The following is a 26,572-nucleotide window of genomic DNA, read 5'->3' as shown; positions in this document are numbered from 1 at the left end:
TGATGAATATTTCTATTGATATATCAATGGGAGTTTTATTTCATGCTTTTATGGATTGTTTCGATATTAGATTTCATCATTTTATAGTATGAATCTCCGTTGCTACCTTTTTTACCAATAGAGTCTGTATAAACTGTGCCGTAAATTTTCGCACCTGTTTCTTCGCTTAAGCTCTTCATGCTCTTGTCACTTACACTTGTTTCAAGAAGAAGGTTTTTGATGTGATTTTGTTTAACGAAGTCAATTGCTTGTTTCATTTGCTCTGGTGTACCTTGGTTTTCAGTGTTGATTTCCCAAATATAACCTGGCGTTACATCATATTGTTTTGCGAAGTATTTGAATGCACCTTCACTTGTAATCATAACGCGTTTTTCTTTTGGAATATCACTAAATTCGTCTTTACTTTTATTGTTTAGTTTTTCTAATTTGTCTAAGTAAGATTTACCATTTTTTTCAAAAGTAGATTTATGTGATGAATCTGCTTTTTCTAATGCATCTTTGATGTTTTTAACATATTGGATCCCATTATCTAAACTTAACCATGCGTGAGGGTCAATGTTGTGTTCTGATTTTTCACCTTTTTTCAAGTAGATAGGATCAACATGTTTAGAAGCTTGAACAACTGAAGAATCGTCTAATGATTTGTTAGCTTGTTTTAATGCTTTTTCAAACCAACCATTCCCACTTTCTAAGTTGAAACCATTATAAATAATAATATCTGCGTCAGTTAATGCTTTAACGTCTTTAGGCTTAATTTCATATTCATGAGGGTCTTGACCAACAGGAACGATGCTGTGAATTTCTGCTTCATCGCCTGTAATATTTTTTGCCATATCATATAAGATTGAGTTTGTTGTTACAATCTTAAGTTTGTGATCTTTATGTCCTTGATCAGAAGAGTTACATGCTGTTAAAAGAAAAACAATCGATAAAATCGATAAAAGTGTAAGAATTCGTTTACTCATGATTTTTGATACGCTCCTTTATGTGAGATGTTGTTAAATTTAGTCAGTGCAAAAACAAGTGCATACAATATTGCAGCGATGAGGACGATAACCGCACCACTTGGTAAATTCAATATAAAGCTAACATAGATGCCGATTGTAGAGCTGATGACGCTAAACAAACTAGAAACGAGCATCATTGTAGATAATCTTTTTGTTATGAGATAAGCCGTTGAAGCAGGCGTAATGAGCAGGGCAACAACAAGGATGACACCTACAGTTTGAACACTTGCGACGATAACGAGCGCTAAAAGTAACATAACAAAATAATGCATAAATGTAGTATTGAGTCCACTCATTCGACTGAACACTGGATCAAATGTAGACATTTTTAAAGGTCGAAAAAGAATGATAATCAAACTCAATACAATGATACTAACAACCAATGCAGTATAAAATGCGGACTGAGTAATGGCTAAAATATTACCAAAAAGAATGTGATATAAGTCTGTTGCTGAATGAATTAAGCTAATTAAAATAATACCTAAAGCGAGAAAGGCGGTAAATGTAATACCGATTGCTGCATCCTTTTTAGTTTTTGATTTGTCCGAAATATAACCAATAATTGTACTACTGAGCATACCTGTAATCAATGCGCCGATAAACATAGGAATATTGAAAAGAAATGATAAAGCAACACCAGGTAAGACGGCATGACTCATTGCGTCCCCCATAAGTGAAAGCCCTCTAAGAACAATCAGACATCCGACAACACCACATACAATGCCGACTAAGATGGCTGTAATCATAGCCCGTGACAAAAATTGATATTCAAAGAGATGTTGAATGAATGACATCTTGTGATGACTCCTTTCCATGGGGATTTTGGTCTTGTAATTTTGTTGAATGGTGACGACTTAAAAAGACAGACTCTATGTTTTCTGTTTTTAAGGCTTCGGAACTTTCACCTAAAAATGCGACAGATTGGTTTAAGAGTAAAATACGATCAAAATATTCAGAAGCTGTTGTGAGGTCATGATGTACAATTAAAATGAGTTTACCTTGCTGTTTTAATGCTTTAAGTTTGTTGTAAATGATGTGTTCACTTTTGAAGTCGATACCTACAAATGGCTCATCAAGCAAATAAACCACGCTATCTGACATTAGGGCGCGAGCGATGAACACACGCTGGAGTTGTCCGCCACTAAGCGCATGCAATTGTCGTTTGCGTAAATCAAAAAGCTCTAACTCTTTTAATAACGTGTCTCTTTTATCGCGAATGGATTTTGGTACACGTTTAAACCATCCGATTTCTTGATAGCAGCCAGATAAAACTAAATCCTGTACATTGATTGGGAAGTCAAGATCAAGTACAGATTTTTGTGGTATATATGTAATATCTGTTAAATGTTGTTGTGTCGGTTTTTGGTTAAGTAAAATCGTGCCTTCAGCAGGTAATTCGCCAATAATAGATTTGATTAAAGAGGACTTACCACTCCCATTAGGGCCCATAATTCCAATCATTTCACCATTCAATGGTAAATCTAATGTGATGTTTTTCAAAACATGTTTTTGACCTAAAAATAGGTTTAGGTTTTTTATGGATAACATATTAACACCACCTTTCTTCTGTTTTAGGTTACCCTAATAAAGTATATTATAAATAGAAAATTGTCAATATCAATAGAATTCATGATACAATAAATTGTATATGTAAAAGAGGTGAGCATATGTTAACTGAGGAAAAAGAAGACTATCTTAAAGCAATTTTAAGTCATGATGGCGTTCATAGTTATGTGTCAAATAAAACGTTATCAGGATTTTTGAATATTAAACCTCCATCTGTGAGCGAAATGGTAGGACGCTTGGAAAAAGAGGGCTATGTCATAACGAAACCTTATAAAGGCGTAAAGTTATCAGAACTAGGACTGACTTATACATTAGATGTAATTAAGCGACATCGTTTAATAGAATTATTTTTAATAAAGATTTTAAATTATACGTGGGAAGAAGTTCATAGTGAAGCAGAGGTGCTCGAGCACCGTGTATCTGAACTATTTGTAGAACGTTTGGACGAACTATTAAATTATCCGGAAACATGTCCGCACGGTGGTGTGATTCCACGAAACAATCAATATGAAGAAATTTATAAAACCCCGTTATTGCAGTTTGATGCAGGGGATACAGTGACGATTCGACGTGTCCGTGATCGATCGGAATTACTCGTATTTTTATCGAGCAAAGCATTGTCTATCGGTGATACCGTTACAATAGTAGAAAAAGATGAAATCAATCAATTATTAGGATTGCAAAATAAAGACGAAAAAGTCACATTAAGCTATCATAACGCAGATGTGATCTTCGTTGAAAAAGTACAATAAAAATAGTGATTAATCATTTTAATATAACTTAACAAGAGGCTGGGACATTAATCCCAAAATAAATAGCGCTGAGATGATTTTAATAGAAAATCGTCTCAGCGCTTCTTTTTATGATAAAACTTCGCATTCAATTAAGCCAAATTGAGTTGAAACTTCAGCCCCTAAGCAAGCGCGTCTATGGAGTCATGATTATCAAAAAACTATGTCCTAAATCCTTTATCATGCTTAGCTAAGAAAAGATATGAAAGCTATATGTCCATGTATAATAAAGTGTTAGAAGATTGACTGCAATCCAAAACATTGAAAATAAAAATGTCGGAAGATGTGTCAACGCTTTTAGTGCAGTTCCATCCCATTGGGCTTGTGAACGTGAAAACGTAAGTTGCAAAATCGTTACCGTTGATAATATGACTTCTCCTAATAAAGTTCCTAAAATAAAATGATAAACGAACATATATATGAAGGAATAATTTGTTAAGTTTTCAGATTGAATTCCAAAATAGCCGATAAGTGTTAAGAATAAGATAATCAAAATCGGAACTAATTTTCGAGAGGTCTTCCATGTGAAATAAATAAAAATTAAAATGTATAGCATCAATAATAACGCACCTTGGCCTTTACTTTGAAGATAAAGACCTAAACATAACATCATCGGGGGTGTTAAATATCCACCTAGCGTTGTAAAGATTTGTCCTGTTCGGTTATGACTTTGTGTGACAGCGTATCCTTGTTGCCCTGTCGCATTACGCTCACGTCTGGTTGCGACAACTACAAAATCAATCACGTGACCACCAGATAATTTGTTAAATAAGATATGCCCCCATTCATGAGTCAAAACGGGAATATAATTCATCGCAATATCTAGTATAGAAAATAAAGGGCGATGATGATAATAGCGACTGATTAAGTAAATTGCAGTTAGGGTGCAAAGTAATACACCTGAAATCGGAATCGGTGAAGTCAACCAAGAATATCCGTGCATATATGTCCATCCTTTCAGAGCCAATATAATGATTATAACGGCTGAATGAAAAAGGGACTATGGACTAAAGTCTTAAAGTTGAAGGTTTAACTATACGAATACACCAGAGGGTAAGTATTCATTTTCAAATAGCCGATGAAATGAGGACGTTGCGCTCTTTTTAAAATAGGAGAAAAGCAGCCTCATACTTTAGCATGAAAAGATATCTTTTAGCTTGATTTTGGTGTAAAATGTGTTAAAGTAACATAAACATATTGTAAACTAAAAGTAAAAACAAACTGAAATGATAGAGAGAATGAAGGTGAAACTATGGCAAAAGTAATGCCTAGTGGAGAGCATGAAGGGGCTTTTACACACGCTGATATTTCGACAATACCACAAACATATTTGCTAAAAGATAAGAAGGCACAAGTTCAAGTCATGGGCGTCATGTTCGATAATGTCACTTTATTAGATATGCATCAAAACATTTTAAAATATATGCATAGTGAAACGAAACATAATTTGTTTATCGTAACGGCCAACCCAGAAATTGTACATTATGCATCTGAAAATCCAAAATATCATAAGATCATTGCACATGCAGATTATACAGTGCCTGATGGGACAGGTATTGTTAAAGCGGCGCGCATTTTAGGTCAACCTTTACAGGAACGTGTGCCAGGCATCGAAGTCATGGAGACATGTTTAAATATCGCTGATTTAGAGGGCAAAAAGGTCTTCTTACTTGGCGCTACTTCGCCTGTCGTTGAAAAAGCAGCAAGACGTATCCAACAGCAATTCCCAAATATTGAAATTCAAACCCACCATGGCTTTATTGACATCACAGATCAAGAAGTTATCGAGCAAGTGCGTCAGTTTAATCCGGATTTTGTTTTTGTTGGCATGGGGTATCCCAAACAAGAACAATGGATACAGCACAACCGACATCATTTTGACCATACATTAATGATGGGGATTGGCGGTGCTATTGATGTTTTTAGTGGGGATGTCAAAAGAGCACCTTATGTATGGCGCGCACTTAATTTAGAATGGGCGTATCGTTGTTTGACAGATATGAAACGTATCCGTAGATTAGAGAGAATTCCTAAATTTGTTGTAGGAGTTTATAAACAGAAGTATTTCAATCAATCAAAATAATTTAAAGGTAGGGCGATGAATTGACGCGCTACCTTTAATTATTTAAAAATGGGGCAAGTAGTACGACGGTAATTCGAATGTATCGGCTACCATTATAAAGCTGTAGCACGGCAAAAAGAGCGTTATCATCATAATAATAACGTAATATCAATCATAAAAAGCGCGAGCGATTCAGGCCGTAATTGAAGAGACGACTGGAATTACTCGCGCTTTATTTTGAAAAATTGATTGAAATACTAAGATTTATTGAATGAAAGGTATTATTTTTGGGTATTGTGCAAATATGCAATTATGTGATTGATGATTCGTTTATTTCACAACAAAACGTTTTTCATCTAAGCTGTTTCTAAAAGCTTTTTGATCAGCAATGGACTTTTTCTTAAAGTCTTTAAGGAAAGCTTCATACTGAGGAAGTACATCATCAACTGAACCAAATTCTTTAAGTTGGCCTGCTTCAATCCAAGCAATTTTAGTACAAAATTCTTTCACTTGGCGCAAGTTATGACTTACAAAGAAAATCGTTTTTTCTGCTTCTTTAAATTCATAGATTTTTTTCAAGCTTTTTTGAGTAAACGTTTGGTCACCCACAGAAAGGGCTTCGTCAATGACGAGTATTTCAGGGTTAATTGTTACACTGATTGAAAAGCCGAGTTTTGAGCGCATCCCACTTGAATATTTTTTCACGGGTTGGTATATAAACTCACCAAGCTCACTAAACTCTACAATTTCAGGTGTTAATGCTTTAATTTGATGTTTATCGAATCCCATGCATAGCATTTTAAATTCGATATTTTCCATGCCGGTTAAGTTACCATTTAGGCCTGCGTTAATTGCGATGACACTCACATCACCTTTTTTATCAATATGACCGTTAGTCGGCGTGAGCGAGCCACCGATCATATTGCTGAGTGTTGATTTACCTGAGCCATTAATACCGACGAGACCGATTACATCACCAGCATAAGCCTGAAACGAAATGTCTTTTAAAGCATAAAATGTTTTATTTTTATGTTTTGGCCATAGAGCATCTTTGATACGCTCTTTATTATTACGATAAATACGATATTCTTTTGTCACTTGATTAATATTGACAGTTGGATTCATCTGAGAACATTCCTTACATTAATTGATAATATTTATGAGAATCTCGTTTTTTGCTTTCATCATTTGTTGTCTATAGATTATAATATATTACTAAGTGGTTGTTAAATTTGTGAAGCTATTGTAAAGTATTAGGGATACAATGTATCCATTTTACTCAAATAGTTGAACAATTTCAATTAAAGAATAGGTGATGAGACACTCTAGGTCAATATATTCATTATATAGCGACCTTGTTTTGGCATTGAGTGAATTATCCAATATGTGAAAGCGTGGTAAATTATGAATTCAGTTAGAATCGTATTAAAGGAGCATTTAAAAAGTTTCTACCTCATTCAACGGTTAGCACAATTCCAACTTAAAATTTCAAATCATAATAATTATCTTGGATTAGCTTGGGAGATTATTAATCCGGTAATACAAATTTTGGTTTATTGGTTTGTCTTTGGATTTGGAATTCGTAGCAACCACCCAATAGAAGGGATACCGTTCATATATTGGCTATTAGTCGGTATTAGTATGTGGTTCTTCATTAACCAAGGTATTTTAGAAGGCACAAAATCGATTACGATGAAATACGGGCAGGTTGCGAAGATGAACTTTCCACTATCGATTATTCCAACTTATATCGTCACAAGTAAACTTTATGGTCACTTGGCGCTTGTATTCGCTATTATAATATTGTGTATTTTATCAGGTATTACGCCAACAATTTATATCATTCAGTTATTTTTATATATTCCGTTTGCATATTTCTTCACGATATCTGTAACATTATTAACGTCAACGTTAGGTGTGCTTGTTAGAGATACACAAATGGCAATGCAAGCATTATTAAGGGTTCTTTTCTATGCATCGCCTATATTATGGCACCCTGCAACAGGGTCATTAGCAGAGAAGATTTTAAAGTTTAATCCAATCTTTTTTATAGCAGAGAGCTACCGTGCTGCGATACTGTATCATCAATGGTATTTCATAGAGCATTGGCATCTTGCGTTATATAATGTATTGGTTACAGTTGTAATATTTATCGTTGGTTCGATGTTACATATGCGCTACAGAGATCACTTTGCAGATTTTATGTAATGAGAACAAGCCTTCAATACAGTGGTTTGTGTTGAGGGCTTTTTGTTCATTCGACAACATTTTAAGGCGGTGAAGAACAATGATGCGATATTATATTAAAATGTTTTATATTTATATTATTAAATTTTTAAGTCGTTTATACAGTCATTTACGTGTGGATGCTAACCATATTGCTTTTTTAATGACTTTTAAAGAAGATGAATTACCCATTATCTATCAATTAAGTGAAAATGGTTTTCGCGTTACTGTTTTTGCGAAAAAAAAGGATTTCAGTTTTTTAGAGAATCGACAAAATATTACTTATCACCCACTTAAATTTTCTTCCATTTTGAAACAGTTGTCAGCGCTAGCAACCGCTAAGATTATCTTTATTGATACGTATTATTTATTAATGGCAGGATTAAATAAAAAGAGTGGACAGACAGTTATTCAAACTTGGCATGCGGCAGGTGCGCTTAAAAAGTTTGGTTTAGAAGATCGCTCAGTAGATTTAAACAATCACAAATTAGTCGAACAGTATCGTGCTGTTTATCAAGCGACAGATAAATATCTCGTAGGTGGCCAACAAATGTCACACTGTTTTGAAAAAGCTTTTGAAGCGGAATACGAGCAGTTGATTGGTTTTGGGAGTCCGCGTTTGACCACATATCGACAATTAGATATAGAAGCACATAAGCAAAAGTTAAAACAGGAACTCGGCATCGAAAATAAAGTTGCTGTCTATTTACCAACTTATAGAGAGCAAGGTCAAAACAATCGTACTATCGATAAAGTGACTTTTGAAACGACAGTACCGGGATATACTTTATTAAGTAAGTATCATCCCACGGTTCCCGCTGCAGTGAACAATACGAAAGTATGTACACTTGATCTGATCGTTATGGCAGATTTAATTATTACAGATTATAGCTCACTTGCTATAGAAGCGAGTATCATCGATACGCCTGCACTCTTTTATGTCTATGATGAGGCTGAATATGATGAGGTCAGAGGGCTCAATGAATATTATCAAGCCATTCCACAAGATTACAAAGTTTATAATGAGCATGACTTATATGCACGTATTAGAAAAGGAAACTTAAAACCACTATTTGAAAAGTGGCACCAATTTAATACAAGAGAGAGTCTCAATCAGGTGGTCAATTATGTAGAAAAACTCGTGAGGATTTAAAATCTATATTCATATATTTTAGGAATTAAGAATTGTTTATGCTATAATTTTAACAAAATGTAAATATATTAATAGATTATTAAGGAGATGTAAAGATGAAACGTGTCATTACATATGGAACATACGATCTTTTACACTATGGACATATTGAATTACTACGACGTGCCCGTGAAATGGGAGATTATTTAGTTGTTGCGCTCTCAAGTGATGAATTCAATCGAATCAAAAATAAAAAGTCATATTACAATTTTGAACAACGTAAAATGATGTTAGAATCGATTCGTTATGTAGATCTTGTGATTCCTGAAAATGATTGGGGTCAAAAAGAAACTGACGTAGAAAAATATGAAATTGATACTTTCGTAATGGGTCATGACTGGGAAGGCGAATTTGATTTCTTAAAAGACAAATGTGAAGTGATTTATTTAAAACGTACAGAAGGCATTTCTACAACTCAAATTAAGAAAGAGTTGTATGGTAAAGATGCAAAATAGTCATAAATTAAAAAAGGCTTAGAAATTTTGAAGTTACCAAAATTTCTAAGCTTTTTTGATTGTCGCATAGGTTGCTTGAGACTCCGTGTAAAACAACGAGTTTATTTTATTTACGACGGAATCGGCTCATAAGACTGTAAAATACGATAGATAGAAAGACGACAATAACACCGAAAGCGAGGATTGTCATCCATGGATGTGTTTGCCAACTTGAAATGACGACAGATTTAGATTCATAAATAAATGGATTTTCTACCTCTACTTTAGGGGGGCCATCATGTTTTGTGATGAATTTACGATCATAATCAAGATGTACTTGGTTGTCATCAATTATAAAATGATAAGGTTTTTTTAGGTTTTTAGGAACGACGTCATATAAATCTTTTGTGACGTAATATGTTTTACCATCGATTTTATGCTTTCCTTTAGAGAGGACTTTTTTATAGTCATATAATGCAAAACTATAATTAATCGCACTCGCGCTCATCATATTCCGTTGTTTTTCGCCACCGAGATGTTTGTAATCGCCAGCCCCCATAATGATGTGAAATATACGAAATTTCCCACGTTTTGTTGTTAAGGAATTATTATAATCTGCAATATCACTGGAACCTGTTTTTAACCCATCCGTGCCTTCTAAGCTCATATTGCCACCTTCTAGTAAATCATTAAAAGTATAATAGGTTACGCCGTGTTGAGTAGGCGCAATTTGCTTAGTGAAATGTAAAATTTTAGGTGTATCTTGAACGGTATGTTGCGCTAAAATGGCGTAATCATGGGCTGTTGAAGTAGAGGAAGACTCATTTTGGTATCTTTTAGGAACAAATTCTAATAATAGTCGATTTTCTGCACCAGTTGGATTCACGTAATGCGTGTGATTCATACCTAAAGATTTTGCAGTCTGGTTCATTTTATCTACAAAATCAGATGTATTGTCAGAAACTTGATTAGCCAAAATAAGTGCAGCCGCATTACTTGAAGCAGAAACAGTAATTTGAAGTAACTCTGCTATTGTATAAGTCTCACCCGGATAAAGCTTTGTATTACTTAATTCCGGTAGTGTTGACATTCTATAATGCTCAGGTGTGATTTTAACTGTGTCATTTAATGATAATTTTTTCTCTTTTACCGCTTGAAGTGTTAAATACATTGTCATAAGTTTTGTCATTGAGGCTGGATACCATTCTTTTTGACTATTATAGTCGTATAAAATTTGGCCAGTTTGACTGATATTGATGACACCTTCAGGTTGGAACGGCAAAGTCACCGGATAACCACTTTGTTGTGCAAGTTCAACAGGTGAAGGTGTATATGCACGCGCGAAAGGTGTTATAATTGTGGTAGCGAAGAATACAACCACGATAGATAGTATTAATTTTTTCATTTGCATACAGACTCCTCAATCTAAAACTATAAATAGATAAACAACAAACGTCATTTTATCATAAAGCTTGTTGTTAATAAATCGGTACTTTGGCTGATTTTTTGCAAAGGTGCCCTTGTTTTAGTTACGAGTCATAGACATTGTGGTTTAACAAAAAATACCGATTTTAATCATGGTAGGTAAAAATGACTAAAATTTAATGAGGTAGACTGCACGCACAAAGAAGGAAGACTCACGGATTACTTATTGCGAAGAAAATTACGAATAAATGAGGTATGTCACTATGAGAAAAGATAACCCACTCCTATATTTATTGAAAAAGATTTCATGGCCGGTGGGTCTCATTATTATCGCTGTGATTATCGCTTCATTAGGAAGCCTTAGCGGCCTGCTCGTTCCACTCTTTACTGGGAAGATGGTAGATAAATTCACAGTTGCATCAATTAATCCTATTTTCATTGTTATATTGCTCGTCGTGTTTATCTTAAACGCATTATTAAGTGGTATCGGATATTATTTGTTGAATAAAATTGGTGAAAAAATCATTTACGCTATCCGTTCAGTGTTGTGGCAGCATATTATTCATTTAAAAATGCCATTTTTTGACAAAAATGAAAGTGGCCAATTGATGAGTCGTTTAACTGATGATACGAAAGTGATTAATGATTTTATATCGCAAAAATTGCCTAACTTTTTCCCATCCATTATTACGTTGATTGGTTCTTTAATTTTATTGTTTGTTTTAGATTGGCAAATGACGTTATTAACATTTATAACAATACCTATATTTGTATTGATTATGATACCACTCGGTAAGATTATGCAAAAAATCTCAACGAATACGCAAACCGAGATTGCCAATTTTAGTGGGTTATTGGGACGTGTTTTAACTGAAATGCGCTTAGTGAAAGTAGCAAACACAGAAAAGCGAGAATTAAATCTTGCACATGATAATTTACTTAAAATTTACGGATTAGGATTGAAACAAGCCAAGATAGCAGCAATTGTTCAACCTGTTTCTGGCATTATAATGTTATTAACAATTGGGATTATTTTAGGTTTTGGTGGCTTGCGTATTGCTTCTGGTGCCATTTCTGCTGGGACACTTGTAGCCATGATATTTTATGTATTAAATTTATCAGTGCCACTTATCAATTTATCCACACTTATCACGGATTATAAAAAAGCAGTAGGGGCAAGTAGTCGAATTTATGAAATACTACAAGAGCCAATGGAAGTCATTGATGATCCGAGTGAGACACATCTAATTGAATCAGGAGATTTATCATTTGAACACGTTGATTTTAGCTACGATGTTGCGCCTGTTTTAAAAGACGTCTCATTTAATGTCGTTCGAGGTGAAGTGACAGCGTTCGTTGGACCATCAGGTTCAGGGAAAAGTACAATCTTTAGTTTGATTGAGCGTATGTATGATGTTAACGGTGGCGATATTACATATCATAATCGATCTATTTACGATCTTTCCCTAACGGATTGGAGAAGAAAAATAGGTTACGTTATGCAAAGTAATGCGATGATGAATGGAACGATTAAAGACAATATTTTATATGGTATTGATCGCGAAGTTTCTGATGAAGAGCTTATCCATTATGCACGACTTGCACATTGTCATGACTTTATTATGGAATTTGAGCAAGGATACGATACTATTGTGGGTGAACGTGGTTTGAAATTATCAGGAGGTCAACGTCAACGTATTGACATTGCACGTAGTTTTGTAAAAAATCCAGATATTTTATTACTGGATGAAGCAACGGCGAATTTAGACAGTGAAAGTGAGCGTAAGATTCAGGAAGCATTAGATGTATTAATGGAAAATCGCACTACGATTGTCATTGCACACCGTCTATCTACAATTAAAAAAGCAGGACAAATCATCTTTTTAGATCAAGGACGTGTTACAGGTAAAGGCCGACATGAAGTACTAATGCAGACCCATAAAAAATATCAACAATTTGTAGAAACACAAAATTTAACTGATTATAAAACAACAAAGCGTGATGCGTAATTTTGTGGAGGGTTTTATCCATCAAGCGTTTTTATGGCATACCCTTGTTGCAATTGACGTGCTTCGTGGCGAGATGTTGTTGGGTGGTATGTTGTTTCGTTTCAACGTTTCACCTCATCAATTGTTAGATCAATAAAGGAGAATTTCAGCGAATGAAATTCTCCTTTTTGTATTACTGCAAATGTTTTGGTAACTGTTTAGTAGAACAAGATTTGTTGACCTCACAAGCGCTACATTGTCCTTGCTTAGATTTTTTAATATATCGTATCGTTACTAAGACAACGTAACAAAAAATAAGTGCAATGAGTAGTAAGTTTAAAAGTAATGCCATTAATGATTTCCCCCTTAAAAGAAAACTGAACCGATTTGATAAACTGCGAGTGACAAGACATAAGCAATTGTAATTGGGTAAACGAGTGCGAGTAAGGTCCATTTCCATGATGTTGTTTCTTTACGAATCGCCGCGACAGTAGCTAGACAAGGTGTATATAGCAAAATAAAAACCATAAATGAATAAGCGGATAAAGCTGTAAAATGTGATGAAATCATTGAAACAAGGGCGTTTTCATCTACTGAATAAATAATCGCCATAGCACTGACTACGACTTCCTTGGCTAAAAATCCTGGTATTAATGTAGCAGCCGTTTGCCATGAACTAAAACCTAAAGGGGCGATAAGAGGTGCAATAGCAGCCCCGATTAAATGCAAGAAGCTTTGTTCTACCGGTATATGAAACCCTGATGGTCCAGAATAATTGAGCAACCAAATGATAACAGAACCAGCAAAAATAAATGTTCCTGCTTTTTTAACAAATCCTTTTCCTTTTTCCCAAGTGCTTCTCCATAAAGTTTTAATAGATGGCAAGCGATATGGAGGTAATTCGACTACAAAAATAGAGGTGTCTTTTTTCAAAATTGTTTTTGAAAGGCCCCAGCTGACAAATAGAGCTACGATGATACCAAGCACATAAAGACTTAAAACAACGAGTGCTTGATGTTGCGCGAAAAATATAGCGACAAACAATCCATATACAGGAAGCCTTGCCGAACAAGACATAAAAGGGGCAATCAGAATTGTTGTTAAACGTTCCTTTTCTTCTTCGATACTTCTTGCGGCCATAATTCCAGGTACATTACAACCAAACCCGATAATCATAGGGATAAAAGACTTTCCGTTTAGTCCAAATTTTTCCATAATTCGATCCATTATGACTGCAATTCGTGCCATATAGCCAGAATCTTCTAACAAAGATATGAAGAAAAACAAGACAAGAATCTGAGGAACAAAGACAAGCACACCTCCGACACCAGCGATAATTCCGTCTGTGACTAAATCTTGAAGTGCTGGATATATACCGAGATGTGTCATAGCATCTCGTGCAGAGTCAGTTAAAGGACCACCGAAAAACTCATCTAGTTGATCTGATAAGGGTGTGCCTATCCATGTAAATGTGGTTTGAAAAATCAGCCACATGATACCAAGAAAGATAGGAATCCCTAAAATTTTATGTGTCAGTAACGCATCTATGCGTTCTGTAACATAGTGTCGTTGCGTATCTGGATATTGAACAATGTCAGCCAATATAGCGTCAATGTAGGATTGTCTACACTGAACAATATGATGTTCAATGTCTATTGTATGTGTAGACATAAATGCATTTTTAATGTTATTTAATGCGTCGCACGTTTGAGAATCTAAGTACGTTAAAACAGATGGATTTTTGAGTAAATATTGAATCGCTAAAAATCGATATTGTGCCTTTTCTAATTTCAATTGAGAAGGCATTGCATGTTGTAATTGTTGAAGCAAGTTTTCAATCGCTTCACCATAGTTGATTTTTAAAGGACGTTGCTTTGAAATATGATGATCTGTCAGGGCGTTAAGCATATCATCGCTACCCTTTCCAGTTCTTGCAATGACAGGAATGACAGGGACGTGTAATTTCCTCATGAGTTTCTGATAGTCAATCCGAATGCCACGCTTATTAGCAACATCTATCATGTTTAAACCTATGAGAATCGGTGCGCCGAATTCTAACAATTGTATTGTTAAATTAAAATTACGTTTGACTTGTGCGGCATCTATAATATTAATCATGCCATCGAATGATTCATGTAATAAAAAGTCAGTTACAACAGTTTCGTCACGTGAAATAGGAACTAAATCGTAAATGCCGGGTAAATCAATTAAATGACCATTTTTCTTTTTTAATTGACCGACCTTTTTTTCAACGGTGACACCACTCCAATTGCCAACATAAGCATAAGAGCCGGTAAGTGCATTAAACAATGATGTTTTCCCGACATTAGGGTTTCCTAAAATACAATATGCATTACTCATAGGCTTGCTCCAATAGGATGTCACAAGCATCACAATTTCGTATACAAATTTGTTGGCCATTAATTTTTAAAGTACAAGGCCCTTTAAATAAACCTTTTTGATGAATAGATAAACAACAACCCTCCACACATCCAAGTGCGCGTAAACGATGCTTCAAATTAATGTTTTGCGTTTCTAAAGCTTTGACACGATAGTTTCTTCCAACCTCAGCATTTGCAACATGTAACATATTCCCACCTACTTATCGTTAATGATAATCATTTTCATTTAATTATAGAATACCTTGAATTATATTTGTAAGCAATAGTGATTTTAGAAAGAATATGTAAAATTATTGAATTTAATCAAAAATTTTGTTTGGGCTGGAACGACATTTAGCCGGACTTTAGAGTCTAAGTGACGTGAAATAGTCAAGTTTTACTCGTCATTTCATTTAAGGCGGATGCACAATCCGTTCAGTTTAACAATGTGCGAATCAGTTTGGATATGTGTGTGTGATAGGTAGCTAGGTCGGCATGACTCGATGAACCGCATTGTTCATCTCGACACATGAGAAAGTCGTTTGTCGTGGTCTATACATAATGGAAGAAAGAGGGGATTTTGACCTAAATATTATTAAAAAAACATATTCTCACTATCTCATACGCATGGTATACTTGTTGTGTTAAAAACAGTTGAAAGGTAAGAGGTAAATCCTTATGTATTTAATCATTAACATTATTGGTTTGTTTGTATTTTTGGGTGTTGCATATCTGTGTTCACGTGACCGTAAAAATATACAATGGGGTTCTATAGCTGTCTTAGTTGTATTGAACCTTATCTTAGCTTGGTTTTTCGTATACTTCCCTGCTGGAACTTTAGCCGTTAAAAAAGCAGCAGAAGGTATCTCTTGGGTAATAGATGCTGCATTTGCAGGTATAGGTTTTGCATTTAAGAGTTGGATAGAAGTCAAACAGTTAGATATGGCTGTTGCTGCGCTTTTCCCTATTTTATTAGTTGTGCCTTTGTTTGACATTTTAATGTATTTCCGTATTTTGCCATGGATTATGCGTGCAATTGGTTGGGTTTTAGCCAAAATTACACGTCAACCTAAATTTGAAGCATTCTTTGGTATTGAAATGATGTTTTTAGGTAACACTGAAGCACTTGCGGTTTCAAGTGAACAATTAAAGCGCATGAAAGAAACACGTGTGTTAACGATTGCAATGATGTCAATGAGTTCTGTTTCTGGTGCGATTGTTGGGGCTTACGTCACAATGATTCCAGGCGAATTAGTATTGACAGCCATCCCATTAAATATTGTTAATGCGATGATTGTAGCTTCAATTTTGAATCCAGTTAAAGTTGAAGTAGATGACGATGTTATTTATGACTTACGTGAAAATGAAGCGCGTCAACCGTTCTTCTCATTCTTGGGAGATTCAGTATTAAATGCTGGTAAGCTTGTATTAATTATTATTGCTTTCGTTATTAGTTTTGTTGCTTTAGCAGAATTGGCAGACCGTTTGATCCACCTTATCAGTAGTGGTATTGCACACTTATTCCACTTAAAAGGAAGCATTGGTCTAGATCAAGTTTTAGGTGTATTTATGTGGCCGTTTGCATTCTTATTAGGTTTACCGTCAGATGAAGTGTGGAAAGTTGCACAAAATATGGCGAAGAAAATTGTAACAAACGAATTTGTTGTAATGGGTGAAATTACTGGTGAAATTAATAGTTATACACCGCATCACCGCGCTGTTATTTCTACATTTTTAATTTCTTTCGCTAACTTCTCAACAATTGGTATGATTATCGGTACATTAAAAGGGATTGTTAATGAAAAGACGTCTGATTTTGTTTCTAAATATGTCCCAATGATGTTATTAGCGGGTATTTTAGTTTCGTTATTAACAGCAGGTTTTGTAGGTTTATTCGCTTGGTAATTGTGATTCCGGTGAGCGACGGAATGAAAAAAGAGGGAGCAGGACATGATTGTCCGCTCTCTTTTTTATGTGTAAGTGATTATGTTAAAAGATTAATGCCTTAAACTGTGAGTGATCCATATCAGCTTATCATCTTAAATGAAATTAGAGCATAAAAGAAGCAGCTCAGCGCTTGCTGAACTGCCTTAGACGGGAAATGAATAATTTAGATTGATATTCGAGCATGATATCAACCTCGAGCAAAAAATCTCTCTTACTATAAAAAACACAAAGGAGATGGCCTCTTGTTGACTAGTAAACTAGCAACAAATAAGGTAATTCATATTATACACACTTTTACACCACAAGTAAACTAAATATTCAGAAATTTAAAACTTTAATAAAATCTTTTACATTAACTCGGAATTCAAGGGTACGAATTGTCATAAAGTTGTGATAATATGGCTAATGACAATATAAAAAGACAATCTTAAGATGAAGGGAATGGTTTGGTGAGCAGAACAATTAGAGATTTAATTTTAGTCGTTTTAGGTGCGTTTATATTTTCAGCCGGTGTAAATGCATTTATTATCACTGCGGATCTTGGTGAAGGCGGTGTAACAGGGCTCGCAATCATTTTATACTATGCATTTCACTTATCTCCAGCCATCACTAACTTTGTGGTGAATGCGATTTTAATCGGTGTGGGGTATAAATTTTTAAGTAAAAGAAGTATGTATTTAACAATACTAGCGACGGTATTGATTTCTATTTTCCTTAGTTTAACTGAGTCATGGCATGTAAAAACAGATGATGTTATTATTAATGCGATATTCGGTGGTTTTTCTGTAGGATTAGGAATCGGTATTATTGTATTAGCGGGAGGTACGACTGCAGGGACAACCATTTTGGCACGTATCGCAAATAAATATTTAGATGTGAGCACACCTAATGCCTTACTCTTCTTCGATTTAATTGTTGTGCTAATCTCGTTGACAGTCATTCCTTTAGACCGTGCATTGTTAACAATTATTAGTTTGTACATAGGTACAAAAGTAATGGACTTTGTTATAGAAGGTTTAAATCCTAAAAAAGCTGTAACCATCATCTCTAAAGAGCCAGATCGCATTGCTAAAATGATTGATGAAGATATAGGTAGAGGTATCACTATACTCAACGGTCGCGGTTATTTTTCAAAAAAAGAAACAGATGTGTTGTATGCAGTGATTAGTAAAACGCAATTATCACGGACGAAGCGCATGATTCGAAAGATTGATGAAAACGCGTTTGTAGTCGTCCATGACGTTCGTGATGTATACGGCAATGGCTTTTTAGTAGAAGACTAATTTAAAAGAACATTTTTAAGAAAAGTGGATATAAGTAGTATGAGTGGGATAGTTATCAAATGGTTTGGACTATCCTGCTTTTTTATTTTTATTAAATAAAAGCATCTATCGTTTAACAAACAGACGTTTTTCGTTTTGTTTAATGTATGTATATCAATTAAGTTTCAGTTAGAAATTTCTAGCAAAGAATGATATACTAACAAATATATGATAATGATTATCAATTGGATGAAATAGATCTACAAAATAGCGTGATATTAATAAATAACTGGTCACGTCTATCTCGTAAAGTACAAATAACGCTTTTCATAATATGAATTGAAGCGGAATCGTTTTAAGAAAGAAGGATGACGATGAACAGATTAATAGGTAAAGAAGTTTCTATCGGATATGGTGAACGTGTTATTGTGAACAACTTAGACGTTGCTATACCAGATGGGAAAATAACGTCCATTATAGGCCCAAATGGTTGTGGGAAGTCTACGTTACTGAAAGCCTTATCACGATTACTGAATACTAAAAGTGGCGAAATCTCTTTAGATGGTAAAAATATTCATACACAATCTACAAAAGAAATTGCGAAAAAAATCGCGATATTACCTCAATCACCAGATGTAGCAGATGGGCTAACTGCGGGTGAATTGGTTTCTTACGGTCGATTTCCACATCAAAAAGGGTTTGGTCGCCTTAATGAAGAAGATAAAAAAGAAATTGATTGGGCGATGCGTGTAACAGGAACAATTGATTTTAAACATCGTGCAGTCAATGATTTAAGTGGTGGTCAACGTCAACGCGTATGGATTGCGATGGCTTTGGCTCAAAAAACAGATATTATTTTTCTAGATGAACCGACAACTTATTTAGATATTTCACATCAACTTGAAATTTTAGAGCTCGTACAAGAACTGAATGCGAAACATGGGACAACGATTATTATGGTCTTACATGATATTAACCAAGCGATTCGTTTTTCTGACCATCTGATTGCGATGAAAAATGGTGATATTGTTAAGCAAGGTGAAACACATGAGGTGTTAACGAACGAGATTTTAGAAAAAGTATTTAATATTGATGCGGAACTAAGCACTGATCCTCGCACAGGTAAGCCGATGCTTGTGACTTATAATTTATTATGTAAGCACTATGAGAAAGCATAAAGCAGTAAGGCATGGCGTATTCAAATGTTAAATAAAAATAAATTTGTTAAATTAAATTATACATTCCAACTGATTTGTGCACTTGTAATACTCACATTTGTGTTTATTCTTTCTATTTTATTGGGAGAGGCGCAAGTGAATATGTCAACGATTGCTGCAGCCATATTTCATTATGATCCATCGATTCAAGCACATAATATTATTTCTGAAATTCGTATTCCGCGTAATATTGGAGCGGTATTAGTAGGGGTTGCTTTAGCCACATCGGGTGCAGTGATTCAAGGCGTCACAAAAAATGGATTAGCAGACCCCAGTTTAATTGGTTTAAACGCTGGGGCTGCTTTTGCGTTGGCAGTGACTTATGCCTTTATCCCCTCTGTGCCTTTTACGGTGCTTATTTTGGCCGGATTTATAGGCGCTATTTTTGGTGGTACAATCGTAATGATGATTGGCTCGTCAAGGCGTGATGGATTTAATCCAATGCGGCTGATTCTTGCGGGTGCCGCGGTTAGTGCCCTTTTGACTGCATTAAGTCAAGGGATTGCATTAATTTATCGTCTGAATCAGTCTATTAATTTTTGGAGTGCTGGCGGTGTGTCCGGTACAAACTGGCAACAAATTATGATTAGTGCGCCCATTGTGTTAGTTGTTTTAGCTTTATTTATTCTTATAAGTCGTCAACTGACGATTTTGAGTTTGGGTGAAACTTTGGCAACCAGTTTAGGACAAAATGTAAAATGGATTCGTACACTCGCTTTAGTGCTTTCAATGTTATTAGCGGGTATATCAGTGGCAATGGTAGGTCAGATTGCCTTTATAGGATTGATTGTGCCCCATATCGTACGTTATTTAGTAGGGACTGATTATATTAAAGTACTCCCAATGGCAGCAATCATGGGAGGAACGTTAGTCCTATTGGCAGATTTAGTTGCAAGATTACTGGGAGAAGCGCCTATGAGTGCTATTATTTCTTTTATAGGTGTCCCTTATTTCTTCTACCTCATTCGAAAAGGAGGTAGTACGATATGATCCATCCAAAATTGAAACGGAAGCAACGCATTGTTTTAGTGACTGCTATTATCGTGCTCTGTTTAGCTATAGTCTGGAATCTAACGACTGGAGAATATGCGATGTCCTATCGTCGTATTATTCAAACGTTTTTCGGCCAAGGCAATGCAGCAGATCAATTGATATTGATTGATTTCCGATTGCCGCGTATGTTGATTACACTTATGGCTGGTATCGCTTTAAGTTTGAGTGGCGTGATTTTACAAAGTGTGACTAATAATCCATTAGCAGAGCCTGGTATTTTAGGTATTAATGCAGGGAGTGGCTTTGCTATTGCATTGTTTATCTCAGTTGGTCAAATCCAAGCGGATCAGTTTGCTTATGTCTTACCTATCATCAGTATGATAGGTGGACTTTTGACAGCTTTTGCAATTTTTATCTTGAGTTACCAAGGGAATAAAGGTCTTTCTCCGGCAAGTATGGTATTGATTGGTGTCGGAATGTCGACTGCGTTGTCAGGTGCAGCACTTACGCTGATGTCGACATTTGACAAAGATCAATCTGAATTTATAGCCACTTGGTTGGCAGGCAATATTTGGGGTGATACATGGCCTTTTGTGTTCGCGTTTTTACCTTGGCTTATTATTTTAGTGCCCATTGTTATCTTTAAATCTGAAACTTTAAATATTTTAAATACCAGTGATACAATTGCTAAAAGTGTGGGGGTTCCGCTTAATAAAGCGCGTATTTTATTAATATTGATTGCTGTTCTCTTGTCTAGCGCTGCGGTGTCAGTGGCTGGTGCAATTGGATTTATCGGCTTAATGGGACCTCATATCGCGAAGTCAATGGTAGGGCCAAGACATCAATTATTTATACCTATTTCAATCGTCATCGGCGCTTTACTGCTGATTGTTTCAGATACATTAGGGAAAATTTTATTACAACCAAGCGGCGTACCAGCAGGTCTCGTCGTAGCTGTGATTGGTGCGCCTTACTTTTTATATTTAATGTATCGAACACGTTCTGTATGATTTCAATCCTTAGACTGAGCGTAAAAGATATAAAATATGTTAGAATATGAATATATGAGATGATACGATAAAAATATAACTTAATGTGGCAGGTCAAACTGCAATCTTAATGTAATTATGTTAAGATAGTGGTAAATGGACATAGGCACATTCAGGAGGACAAGCCATGCAAGATTTAATAAAGAAACATGTCTTAAACGGCGAATTTGAAGCGGTAAAAAACTTAATGTCTGCAACTGACTTTTTAGCTTTTGAAGAAGCGTATATCTCTAGTGCACATGAAGAAGAAAGTGTCATGTATTATACATGTTTGCTTGATATGATTAAAGCGGAAGAAACAGCAGAAATTCATGATTTAGCTTTCTTATTACTTGTATATCCGTTGAGTGATGTGCCAGGCGCATTAGATGCTGCATATTACCATGCTAAATCGTCAATTGATTTGACTGAAGGTAAAGAAGTAAAAAGTTTATTACAAATGTTACTGTTGCATGCAATTCCAGAGCCTGTTATTTCTGATAAAAAGGCTTTTAGTGTTGCAAAACAAATCTTAAAGCTTGATCCAAATAATAAAGTGGCTAGAAATGTATTGAAAGAAACAGCGAAACGTATGGATCAAGTGGTGGTTGATTTTGATCAGTTAAATAATTATAAAGATGCATAAAGCAATGTACGATCGCAAACGAATGTATGAACGAGACGGAAATTTTATCCAACAAGATTTCTGTCTCGTTTTTTATTTCATCACCTTGATTCAAAGTACGCATCATCAATATTGTTGAGTCTGCTTGATACATTTATAAATAGATTTTTTTACCTCAGGGTGAGTGAAGGTTAAATTTAAATCATAATCTTTGAAACCTAAAATGATTTAAAAATACTCTAAAAGTGTACATAAAAACTTTTAGGCTCAAAAAATACCTGTAAAATTTTAAGAATTCTATGAAATCTTTTGTTGAATCTATTCATAATTAGAATAAATATGCAAAAATGACAGCCTTTAACGTTTTTTTTATTCATAAAAAAGTATAAAAAACTGTAAGAAAATCATTTAATATTGCGCTTAGAGTTGTCATATCAAGCTTTTCAGATAGTTGATAGGTGTATCATAATTTGAAATTAATGAAGTAATATGTTTTAATGTTTAACGTGTTTTGCTAACGAGGAGGTCAAAACAGTATGCAAAAATATAGTGAAGCTATAAAAATAGCTTTTGCCTATGTAGGCGTTGTTGTAGGTGCCGGTTTTTCAACTGGACAAGAAGTCCTACAATTCTTTAGTAGATATGGTATCTATTCCTATATAGGTGTACTTATTTCAGGTTTAATCCTGACATTTATCGGGCGTCAAGTTGCAAAAATTGGAACAGCCTTTGATGCAGATAATCATGGATCGACACTTGAGTATTTATTTGGTAAAAAAATCGGTCTTGTCATCGATTATGTGTTAATTTTGTCACTTTATGCCGTAACAATTACGATGATTGCGGGTGCCGGCTCTACATTTGAAGAGAGCTTTGGTGTACCCACATGGTTAGGCGCGCTGCTTATGTGTATTGCCGTCTATATCACATTACTCATGGATTTTAATAAGATTGTAAGAGCTTTAGGGATTGTAACTCCTGTTTTAATTGTTTTAGTTGTATTGATTGCTATCACATTCTTATTCAAAGGCAGTATTCCTTTTTCAAAAATCAACAGTGTTGTTGAAACACCAAATATTGGTTTAGCAATTTGGAACGGCTTCAATTATGGTGGCCTTGCTTTTGCAGTAGGTTTTAGTACTTTAGTTGCAATCGGTGGAGACGCATCTAAAAGACTAGTTTCTGGTTTAGGAGGTCTTTTAGGTGGTGTTGTATATTTAGTATTATTAGGTTTAATTAACTTCGCTTTACATTCAGAATATACAGCGATAAAAGATTCTGCCATCCCAACACTAGTTTTAGCGGGTAAAATATCTCCAATTTTAACATTTGTATTATCTATCGTGATGTTAGCTGTAATGTATAACACAATTTTAGGTTTGTCTTATTCATTTGCAGCACGTTTTACAACACCTTATACAAAAGGTTATTATGTTATGATTTCAATACTTGTACCGTTGGCATACGGATTAAGTTTCGTAGGTTTTGAAGGACTCATTAAAGTGGTTTACCCAATTATGGGGGTTATTGGCCTCTTTATCGTACTTGCGGTCATTGTTAAATATCTCTATCGTAAATCTCAAGATAAGAAATTTATTGCTTAATTGATTAGATGTGTTACAATTTTTCCGAAAGGGAAGATTGGAATGACGAATCATAGAAAAAGATGGATTGTGATCACATCAATTATTTTACTCGTTATAGCCGGTCTGATAGCCGGCTATTTTTTTGAGCCTCGACTATCGAGACAGGAACAAAATAGAGTATCAATTCAAAATAAAAATGTTTCAGTATTTAAAGACATTACTTATATGGAAGGCTTACCGAATAGTCAACTCGATATTATTATGCCTAAGCATGTAAGCGCGGATGAACAGCTACCTGTGATTTTTTGGGCTCACGGTGGAGGATTTATCGCTGGGGATAAGCAATACAAAAACCCGCTACTTGCGAATATTGTTGAGCATGGCTACGTTGTAGTTAATGTCAATTATGCACTCGCACCAGAATATCAATATCCGACACCACTCATTCAAATGGATCGCGCGGTCACGTTTATTAAAAATCACGAAAGTAACTTACCTATTGATTTAAATCAAGTTATTATTGGTGGCGATTCAGCAGGTGCACAAATTAACAGTCAATTTACTGCAATTCAAACGAACCGCGCATTACGTGAAGAAATGAATTTTCGACAACAGTTTACACCTGAACAAATTAAAGCAGCTATTTTCTTTGGTGGTTTTTATGATATGAAAACCGTTCGCTCAACTGAATTTCCAAGAATTAATTTATTTATGAGAAGTTATTTAGGTGCGAAAAAATGGGAAATGAGTTCGAAAAATATTGCTGAAATGTCCACAGAGAATCAAATTACTAAAGATTTTCCATCAACATTTTTATCTGTAGGGGACGACGATCCTTTTATGAGTCAAAATGAAAGTTTTGCGAATGCCCTAGAAGAGAAAGGTGTCTCGGTGGATCGATTCTTCTTTGATGGTACACATCACTTGAAACATCAGTACCAGTTTCATCTCAATAAACCAGAATCTAAAGAGAATATTCAAAAAGTCTTAAGCTTTTTAAGTAGAAATACAACAGGCACACAAGTCGGTCCGGATAATAAAGATACGGATCACACTGAAATTAACTTAAATCCATACGATAACTAAGTAAAAGCACTGAAATCTTAACTGTCGATGTGCATTCCAAAAATTGGACTCAAAACTAACTTTATGGAATGTACATCATTTTAAAAGATTTCAGTGCTTTTAAATATAAAAAATGACGATTATGTGAGTCGAACTTCATAAAATGATAAAATGGAATTATTAAGGTGTTGGATTTGAAGAAGAGGATAGCAAATAAGCCATGACAAACGAGTTGTAGTAACGATTGTCAATTTTGAGCGTATGTCGAAGTTCACCCTCAATTTTAAATCCTGCCCGCTCATAGAATTGAACAGCTGCTTTATTTTCAGTAACAACGCTTAGAGAAAGGCGTGTAACCTCGTGTTGACGACACCATTCAATACATTGTTGGAGAAGTTGATAGCCAATGCCTGAATTTTGGTATTGTCGTAGCACACCAATAGATATTTCAGCAATATGTGCAATCCGATGAAGTGTTTTCGTTTTAACCGTTAAATAGCCGACAAGTAGCTCATCTTTTTGAGCAACAAAAATAGCCAAATGGGGGGAAGTGATGACTTCTTCCATTTTTGAAATAGCATTTTCAAATGAAGGCATATATTCACCTGGATCGTAAAGCATATATTCTGATTCTTCAAAGACTTGTTGCATGAGTGTGGTGAATGTATTGACATCGTTAATGCTGACTTCTCTTATTGTTACTGACATGCTTTCAACTCCATTTCATGTTTTAGTACGCCTCGTCATTAATAAAGATTCACATTTATTGTAACGTAAAATAAGATATTTAGGAAATTTCTCTAGCACTGATCAATTGTTAAATATTAGGTGTTGATAGGAAAGGAGTTTACGATGAAACCCAATGTATTGCTAGCTGGTGGTACAGGCTATATTGGCAAATCACTCATTCATACGCTTGCTGATCGCTGCTTTATTCATACGATATCTAAATATCCTAAAAAACAGGCACATTCAGCAGTGAACTGGATTGAAGCAGATATATATAATTATCTTGATGTTTTAAGAGCGATGCATGGTATAGATATCGCGATTTACTTTTTAGATCCAACGAAGCATTCGGCTAAAATGACAAGAGCTTTAGCGAAAGATTTGAACATCATTGCCGCTGATAATTTTGCACGTGCTGCTGCTCAGCAAGGTGTCAAAGAAATCATATATGTTAGAGGCAGTCAATTTGATAATGAAACAGTTCAACAATTGGGTAGATATGGTGTACCCGTGCGGTTTACTAGCAAAAAGGTGAACCGATCTCATATTTCTGTTGAATTCCAAGGCGCCAAATATAATGATATACGTCTTGTTCATCATATTCCGAAACCATTGAAGTGGTCTTTAGGTAGCTTTGTCCATCAAATGGGGATATGGTTGTCTCAAACACCAGGAACACGTACTTCGATTCGACATGTCGATCATCGAATTGAAGTATATGATAAAAAGCAAAAACGATTGTTGATGGTATTTGAACTTAATAAAATAGATGACACGCTCTATAGGCTTGAAATGGTCAAAGGGCGTTTGGCAAAAGTTAAAGGTGGCAATTGTGCCGTTATTGAATTTCGTTATATTCAACAATTAGATGCAGTTATTGTTCATTTATTTGATTATATTCCACGGGCATGGTGGCCAATTGCTTACTTTATTCAAGTCCCTTTTTTTCAAATGCTAGTGAGAGGATTTGATACGAAATGTCGGATTCAAAACTATTATGATCGCCAACAAAACGGTGAAGATTTGCACTATACGAAGGAGTGACGAA

Annotated in this window: 25 protein-coding genes; 15 read left to right on the top strand and 10 right to left on the bottom strand. The window is 35.1% G+C overall.

Annotation, left to right across the window (positions count from 1 at the left end):
• Nucleotides 1-35: 35 nt before the first annotated feature.
• The 3 genes from mntC to KM149_RS10720 are packed head-to-tail and all read right to left on the bottom strand — an operon-like array spanning nucleotide 36 to nucleotide 2,555.
• Nucleotides 36-965, bottom strand: a complete 930-nt coding sequence (gene mntC, locus KM149_RS10730) for a manganese ABC transporter substrate-binding lipoprotein MntC (protein ID WP_214971578.1) — start codon at nucleotides 963-965, stop codon at nucleotides 36-38.
• Nucleotides 962-1,801, bottom strand: coding sequence for a metal ABC transporter permease (locus tag KM149_RS10725; protein WP_050331699.1), 840 nt, complete (start codon nucleotides 1,799-1,801; stop codon nucleotides 962-964). Before KM149_RS10725 ends, mntC begins: the two co-directional genes overlap by 4 nt.
• A complete protein-coding gene (locus KM149_RS10720; RefSeq protein WP_050331698.1) occupies nucleotides 1,776-2,555 on the bottom strand; it encodes a metal ABC transporter ATP-binding protein in 780 nt (259 codons plus the stop codon). The genes KM149_RS10725 and KM149_RS10720 overlap by 26 nt, the downstream gene beginning before the upstream one ends.
• A 119-nt stretch (nucleotides 2,556-2,674) precedes the next feature.
• Here KM149_RS10720 and KM149_RS10715 point away from each other — a divergent pair, with 119 nt between their 5' ends.
• On the top strand, nucleotides 2,675-3,325 hold the full coding sequence (locus KM149_RS10715) for a metal-dependent transcriptional regulator (RefSeq protein WP_165545117.1): 651 nt from the start codon (nucleotides 2,675-2,677) through the stop codon (nucleotides 3,323-3,325).
• Nucleotides 3,326-3,554: 229 nt separating this feature from the next.
• Here KM149_RS10715 and KM149_RS10710 read toward each other — a convergent pair whose 3' ends face one another.
• Nucleotides 3,555-4,307, bottom strand: a complete 753-nt coding sequence (locus KM149_RS10710; RefSeq protein WP_050331696.1) for a M50 family metallopeptidase — start codon at nucleotides 4,305-4,307, stop codon at nucleotides 3,555-3,557.
• A 321-nt stretch (nucleotides 4,308-4,628) separates the two neighbouring features.
• Between KM149_RS10710 and tarA the strand changes: the two genes are divergently transcribed.
• On the top strand, nucleotides 4,629-5,447 hold the full coding sequence (gene tarA / locus KM149_RS10705) for an N-acetylglucosaminyldiphosphoundecaprenol N-acetyl-beta-D-mannosaminyltransferase TarA (protein ID WP_425353679.1): 819 nt from the start codon (nucleotides 4,629-4,631) through the stop codon (nucleotides 5,445-5,447).
• Between the two features lie 309 nt (nucleotides 5,448-5,756).
• Here tarA and tagH read toward each other — a convergent pair whose 3' ends face one another.
• Entirely contained in the window at nucleotides 5,757-6,551 is a 795-nt protein-coding gene (tagH, locus tag KM149_RS10700; protein ID WP_050346032.1) for a teichoic acids export ABC transporter ATP-binding subunit TagH, read from the bottom strand.
• A gap of 279 nt (nucleotides 6,552-6,830) precedes the next feature.
• Between tagH and KM149_RS10695 the strand changes: the two genes are divergently transcribed.
• The 3 genes from KM149_RS10695 (at nucleotide 6,831) to tagD (ending at nucleotide 9,299) form a co-directional block, all read left to right on the top strand.
• The gene (locus tag KM149_RS10695; RefSeq protein ID WP_050331694.1) at nucleotides 6,831-7,634 is read left to right on the top strand and encodes an ABC transporter permease; all 804 of its coding nucleotides are present in this window, start codon (nucleotides 6,831-6,833) and stop codon (nucleotides 7,632-7,634) included.
• A gap of 79 nt (nucleotides 7,635-7,713) precedes the next feature.
• Nucleotides 7,714-8,805 (top strand): teichoic acid glycerol-phosphate primase TarB, encoded by a 1,092-nt coding sequence (gene tarB / locus KM149_RS10690; RefSeq protein ID WP_214971582.1) that lies wholly within the window; start codon nucleotides 7,714-7,716, stop codon nucleotides 8,803-8,805.
• 95 nt (nucleotides 8,806-8,900) lie between these two features.
• Nucleotides 8,901-9,299 carry a glycerol-3-phosphate cytidylyltransferase gene (tagD, locus tag KM149_RS10685; RefSeq protein ID WP_050331692.1) on the top strand — a complete coding sequence of 133 codons (399 nt, stop codon included), beginning with the start codon at nucleotides 8,901-8,903 and terminating at the stop codon, nucleotides 9,297-9,299.
• Between the two features lie 106 nt (nucleotides 9,300-9,405).
• On the opposite strand, the gene pbp4 is transcribed toward tagD, so the two are convergent.
• Nucleotides 9,406-10,683, bottom strand: coding sequence for a penicillin-binding protein PBP4 (gene pbp4, locus KM149_RS10680; protein WP_050332003.1), 1,278 nt, complete (start codon nucleotides 10,681-10,683; stop codon nucleotides 9,406-9,408).
• A gap of 283 nt (nucleotides 10,684-10,966) precedes the next feature.
• Here pbp4 and KM149_RS10675 point away from each other — a divergent pair, with 283 nt between their 5' ends.
• The gene (locus KM149_RS10675; RefSeq protein ID WP_165545113.1) at nucleotides 10,967-12,712 is read left to right on the top strand and encodes an ABC transporter ATP-binding protein; all 1,746 of its coding nucleotides are present in this window, start codon (nucleotides 10,967-10,969) and stop codon (nucleotides 12,710-12,712) included.
• A 172-nt stretch (nucleotides 12,713-12,884) separates the two neighbouring features.
• Here KM149_RS10675 and KM149_RS10670 read toward each other — a convergent pair whose 3' ends face one another.
• From KM149_RS10670 to KM149_RS10660, 3 genes are read right to left on the bottom strand one after another with little or no spacing between them, the layout of a single operon-like run.
• Nucleotides 12,885-13,043 carry a FeoB-associated Cys-rich membrane protein gene (locus KM149_RS10670; RefSeq protein ID WP_050331690.1) on the bottom strand — a complete coding sequence of 53 codons (159 nt, stop codon included), beginning with the start codon at nucleotides 13,041-13,043 and terminating at the stop codon, nucleotides 12,885-12,887.
• 14 nt (nucleotides 13,044-13,057) lie between these two features.
• A complete protein-coding gene (gene feoB / locus KM149_RS10665; RefSeq protein ID WP_215021675.1) occupies nucleotides 13,058-15,052 on the bottom strand; it encodes a ferrous iron transport protein B in 1,995 nt (664 codons plus the stop codon).
• Complete coding sequence (locus KM149_RS10660; protein ID WP_050331688.1) at nucleotides 15,045-15,281, bottom strand: FeoA family protein; 237 nt, start codon at nucleotides 15,279-15,281, stop codon at nucleotides 15,045-15,047. The genes feoB and KM149_RS10660 overlap by 8 nt, the downstream gene beginning before the upstream one ends.
• 469 nt (nucleotides 15,282-15,750) lie before the next feature.
• Here KM149_RS10660 and KM149_RS10655 point away from each other — a divergent pair, with 469 nt between their 5' ends.
• From KM149_RS10655 to KM149_RS10620, 8 genes are all read left to right on the top strand, one after another.
• Nucleotides 15,751-16,977, top strand: a complete 1,227-nt coding sequence (locus KM149_RS10655) for a NupC/NupG family nucleoside CNT transporter (protein ID WP_060830323.1) — start codon at nucleotides 15,751-15,753, stop codon at nucleotides 16,975-16,977.
• Nucleotides 16,978-17,468: 491 nt separating this feature from the next.
• Nucleotides 17,469-18,302, top strand: coding sequence for a YitT family protein (locus KM149_RS10650; protein WP_016424395.1), 834 nt, complete (start codon nucleotides 17,469-17,471; stop codon nucleotides 18,300-18,302).
• Nucleotides 18,303-18,655: 353 nt separating this feature from the next.
• Complete coding sequence (locus KM149_RS10645) at nucleotides 18,656-19,459, top strand: ABC transporter ATP-binding protein (RefSeq protein WP_016424396.1); 804 nt, start codon at nucleotides 18,656-18,658, stop codon at nucleotides 19,457-19,459.
• A gap of 24 nt (nucleotides 19,460-19,483) precedes the next feature.
• Nucleotides 19,484-20,488: a FecCD family ABC transporter permease gene (locus KM149_RS10640; protein WP_214971592.1), complete on the top strand. Its 1,005-nt coding sequence runs from the start codon at nucleotides 19,484-19,486 to the stop codon at nucleotides 20,486-20,488.
• Nucleotides 20,485-21,501 (top strand): FecCD family ABC transporter permease, encoded by a 1,017-nt coding sequence (locus tag KM149_RS10635; RefSeq protein WP_165545108.1) that lies wholly within the window; start codon nucleotides 20,485-20,487, stop codon nucleotides 21,499-21,501. The genes KM149_RS10640 and KM149_RS10635 overlap by 4 nt, the downstream gene beginning before the upstream one ends.
• Nucleotides 21,502-21,667: 166 nt before the next feature.
• A complete protein-coding gene (locus KM149_RS10630) occupies nucleotides 21,668-22,165 on the top strand; it encodes a hypothetical protein (RefSeq protein WP_050331683.1) in 498 nt (165 codons plus the stop codon).
• 515 nt (nucleotides 22,166-22,680) lie between these two features.
• A complete protein-coding gene (locus tag KM149_RS10625; protein ID WP_060830320.1) occupies nucleotides 22,681-23,748 on the top strand; it encodes a YkvI family membrane protein in 1,068 nt (355 codons plus the stop codon).
• A 42-nt stretch (nucleotides 23,749-23,790) separates the two neighbouring features.
• Nucleotides 23,791-24,816: an alpha/beta hydrolase gene (locus tag KM149_RS10620; RefSeq protein WP_214971596.1), complete on the top strand. Its 1,026-nt coding sequence runs from the start codon at nucleotides 23,791-23,793 to the stop codon at nucleotides 24,814-24,816.
• Nucleotides 24,817-24,975: 159 nt separating this feature from the next.
• On the opposite strand, the gene KM149_RS10615 is transcribed toward KM149_RS10620, so the two are convergent.
• The gene (locus KM149_RS10615; RefSeq protein WP_165545106.1) at nucleotides 24,976-25,503 is read right to left on the bottom strand and encodes a GNAT family N-acetyltransferase; all 528 of its coding nucleotides are present in this window, start codon (nucleotides 25,501-25,503) and stop codon (nucleotides 24,976-24,978) included.
• Between the two features lie 144 nt (nucleotides 25,504-25,647).
• On the opposite strand from KM149_RS10615, the gene KM149_RS10610 reads away from it, so the two are divergent.
• Nucleotides 25,648-26,568 carry an NAD(P)H-binding protein gene (locus tag KM149_RS10610; protein ID WP_165545105.1) on the top strand — a complete coding sequence of 307 codons (921 nt, stop codon included), beginning with the start codon at nucleotides 25,648-25,650 and terminating at the stop codon, nucleotides 26,566-26,568.
• Nucleotides 26,569-26,572: the final 4 nt, after the last annotated feature.

The sequence above is a fragment of the Staphylococcus coagulans genome, assembly GCF_022557135.1.
Lineage (GTDB): Bacteria > Bacillota > Bacilli > Staphylococcales > Staphylococcaceae > Staphylococcus > Staphylococcus coagulans.
This window is presented reverse-complemented; position numbering and strand designations above follow the sequence as displayed.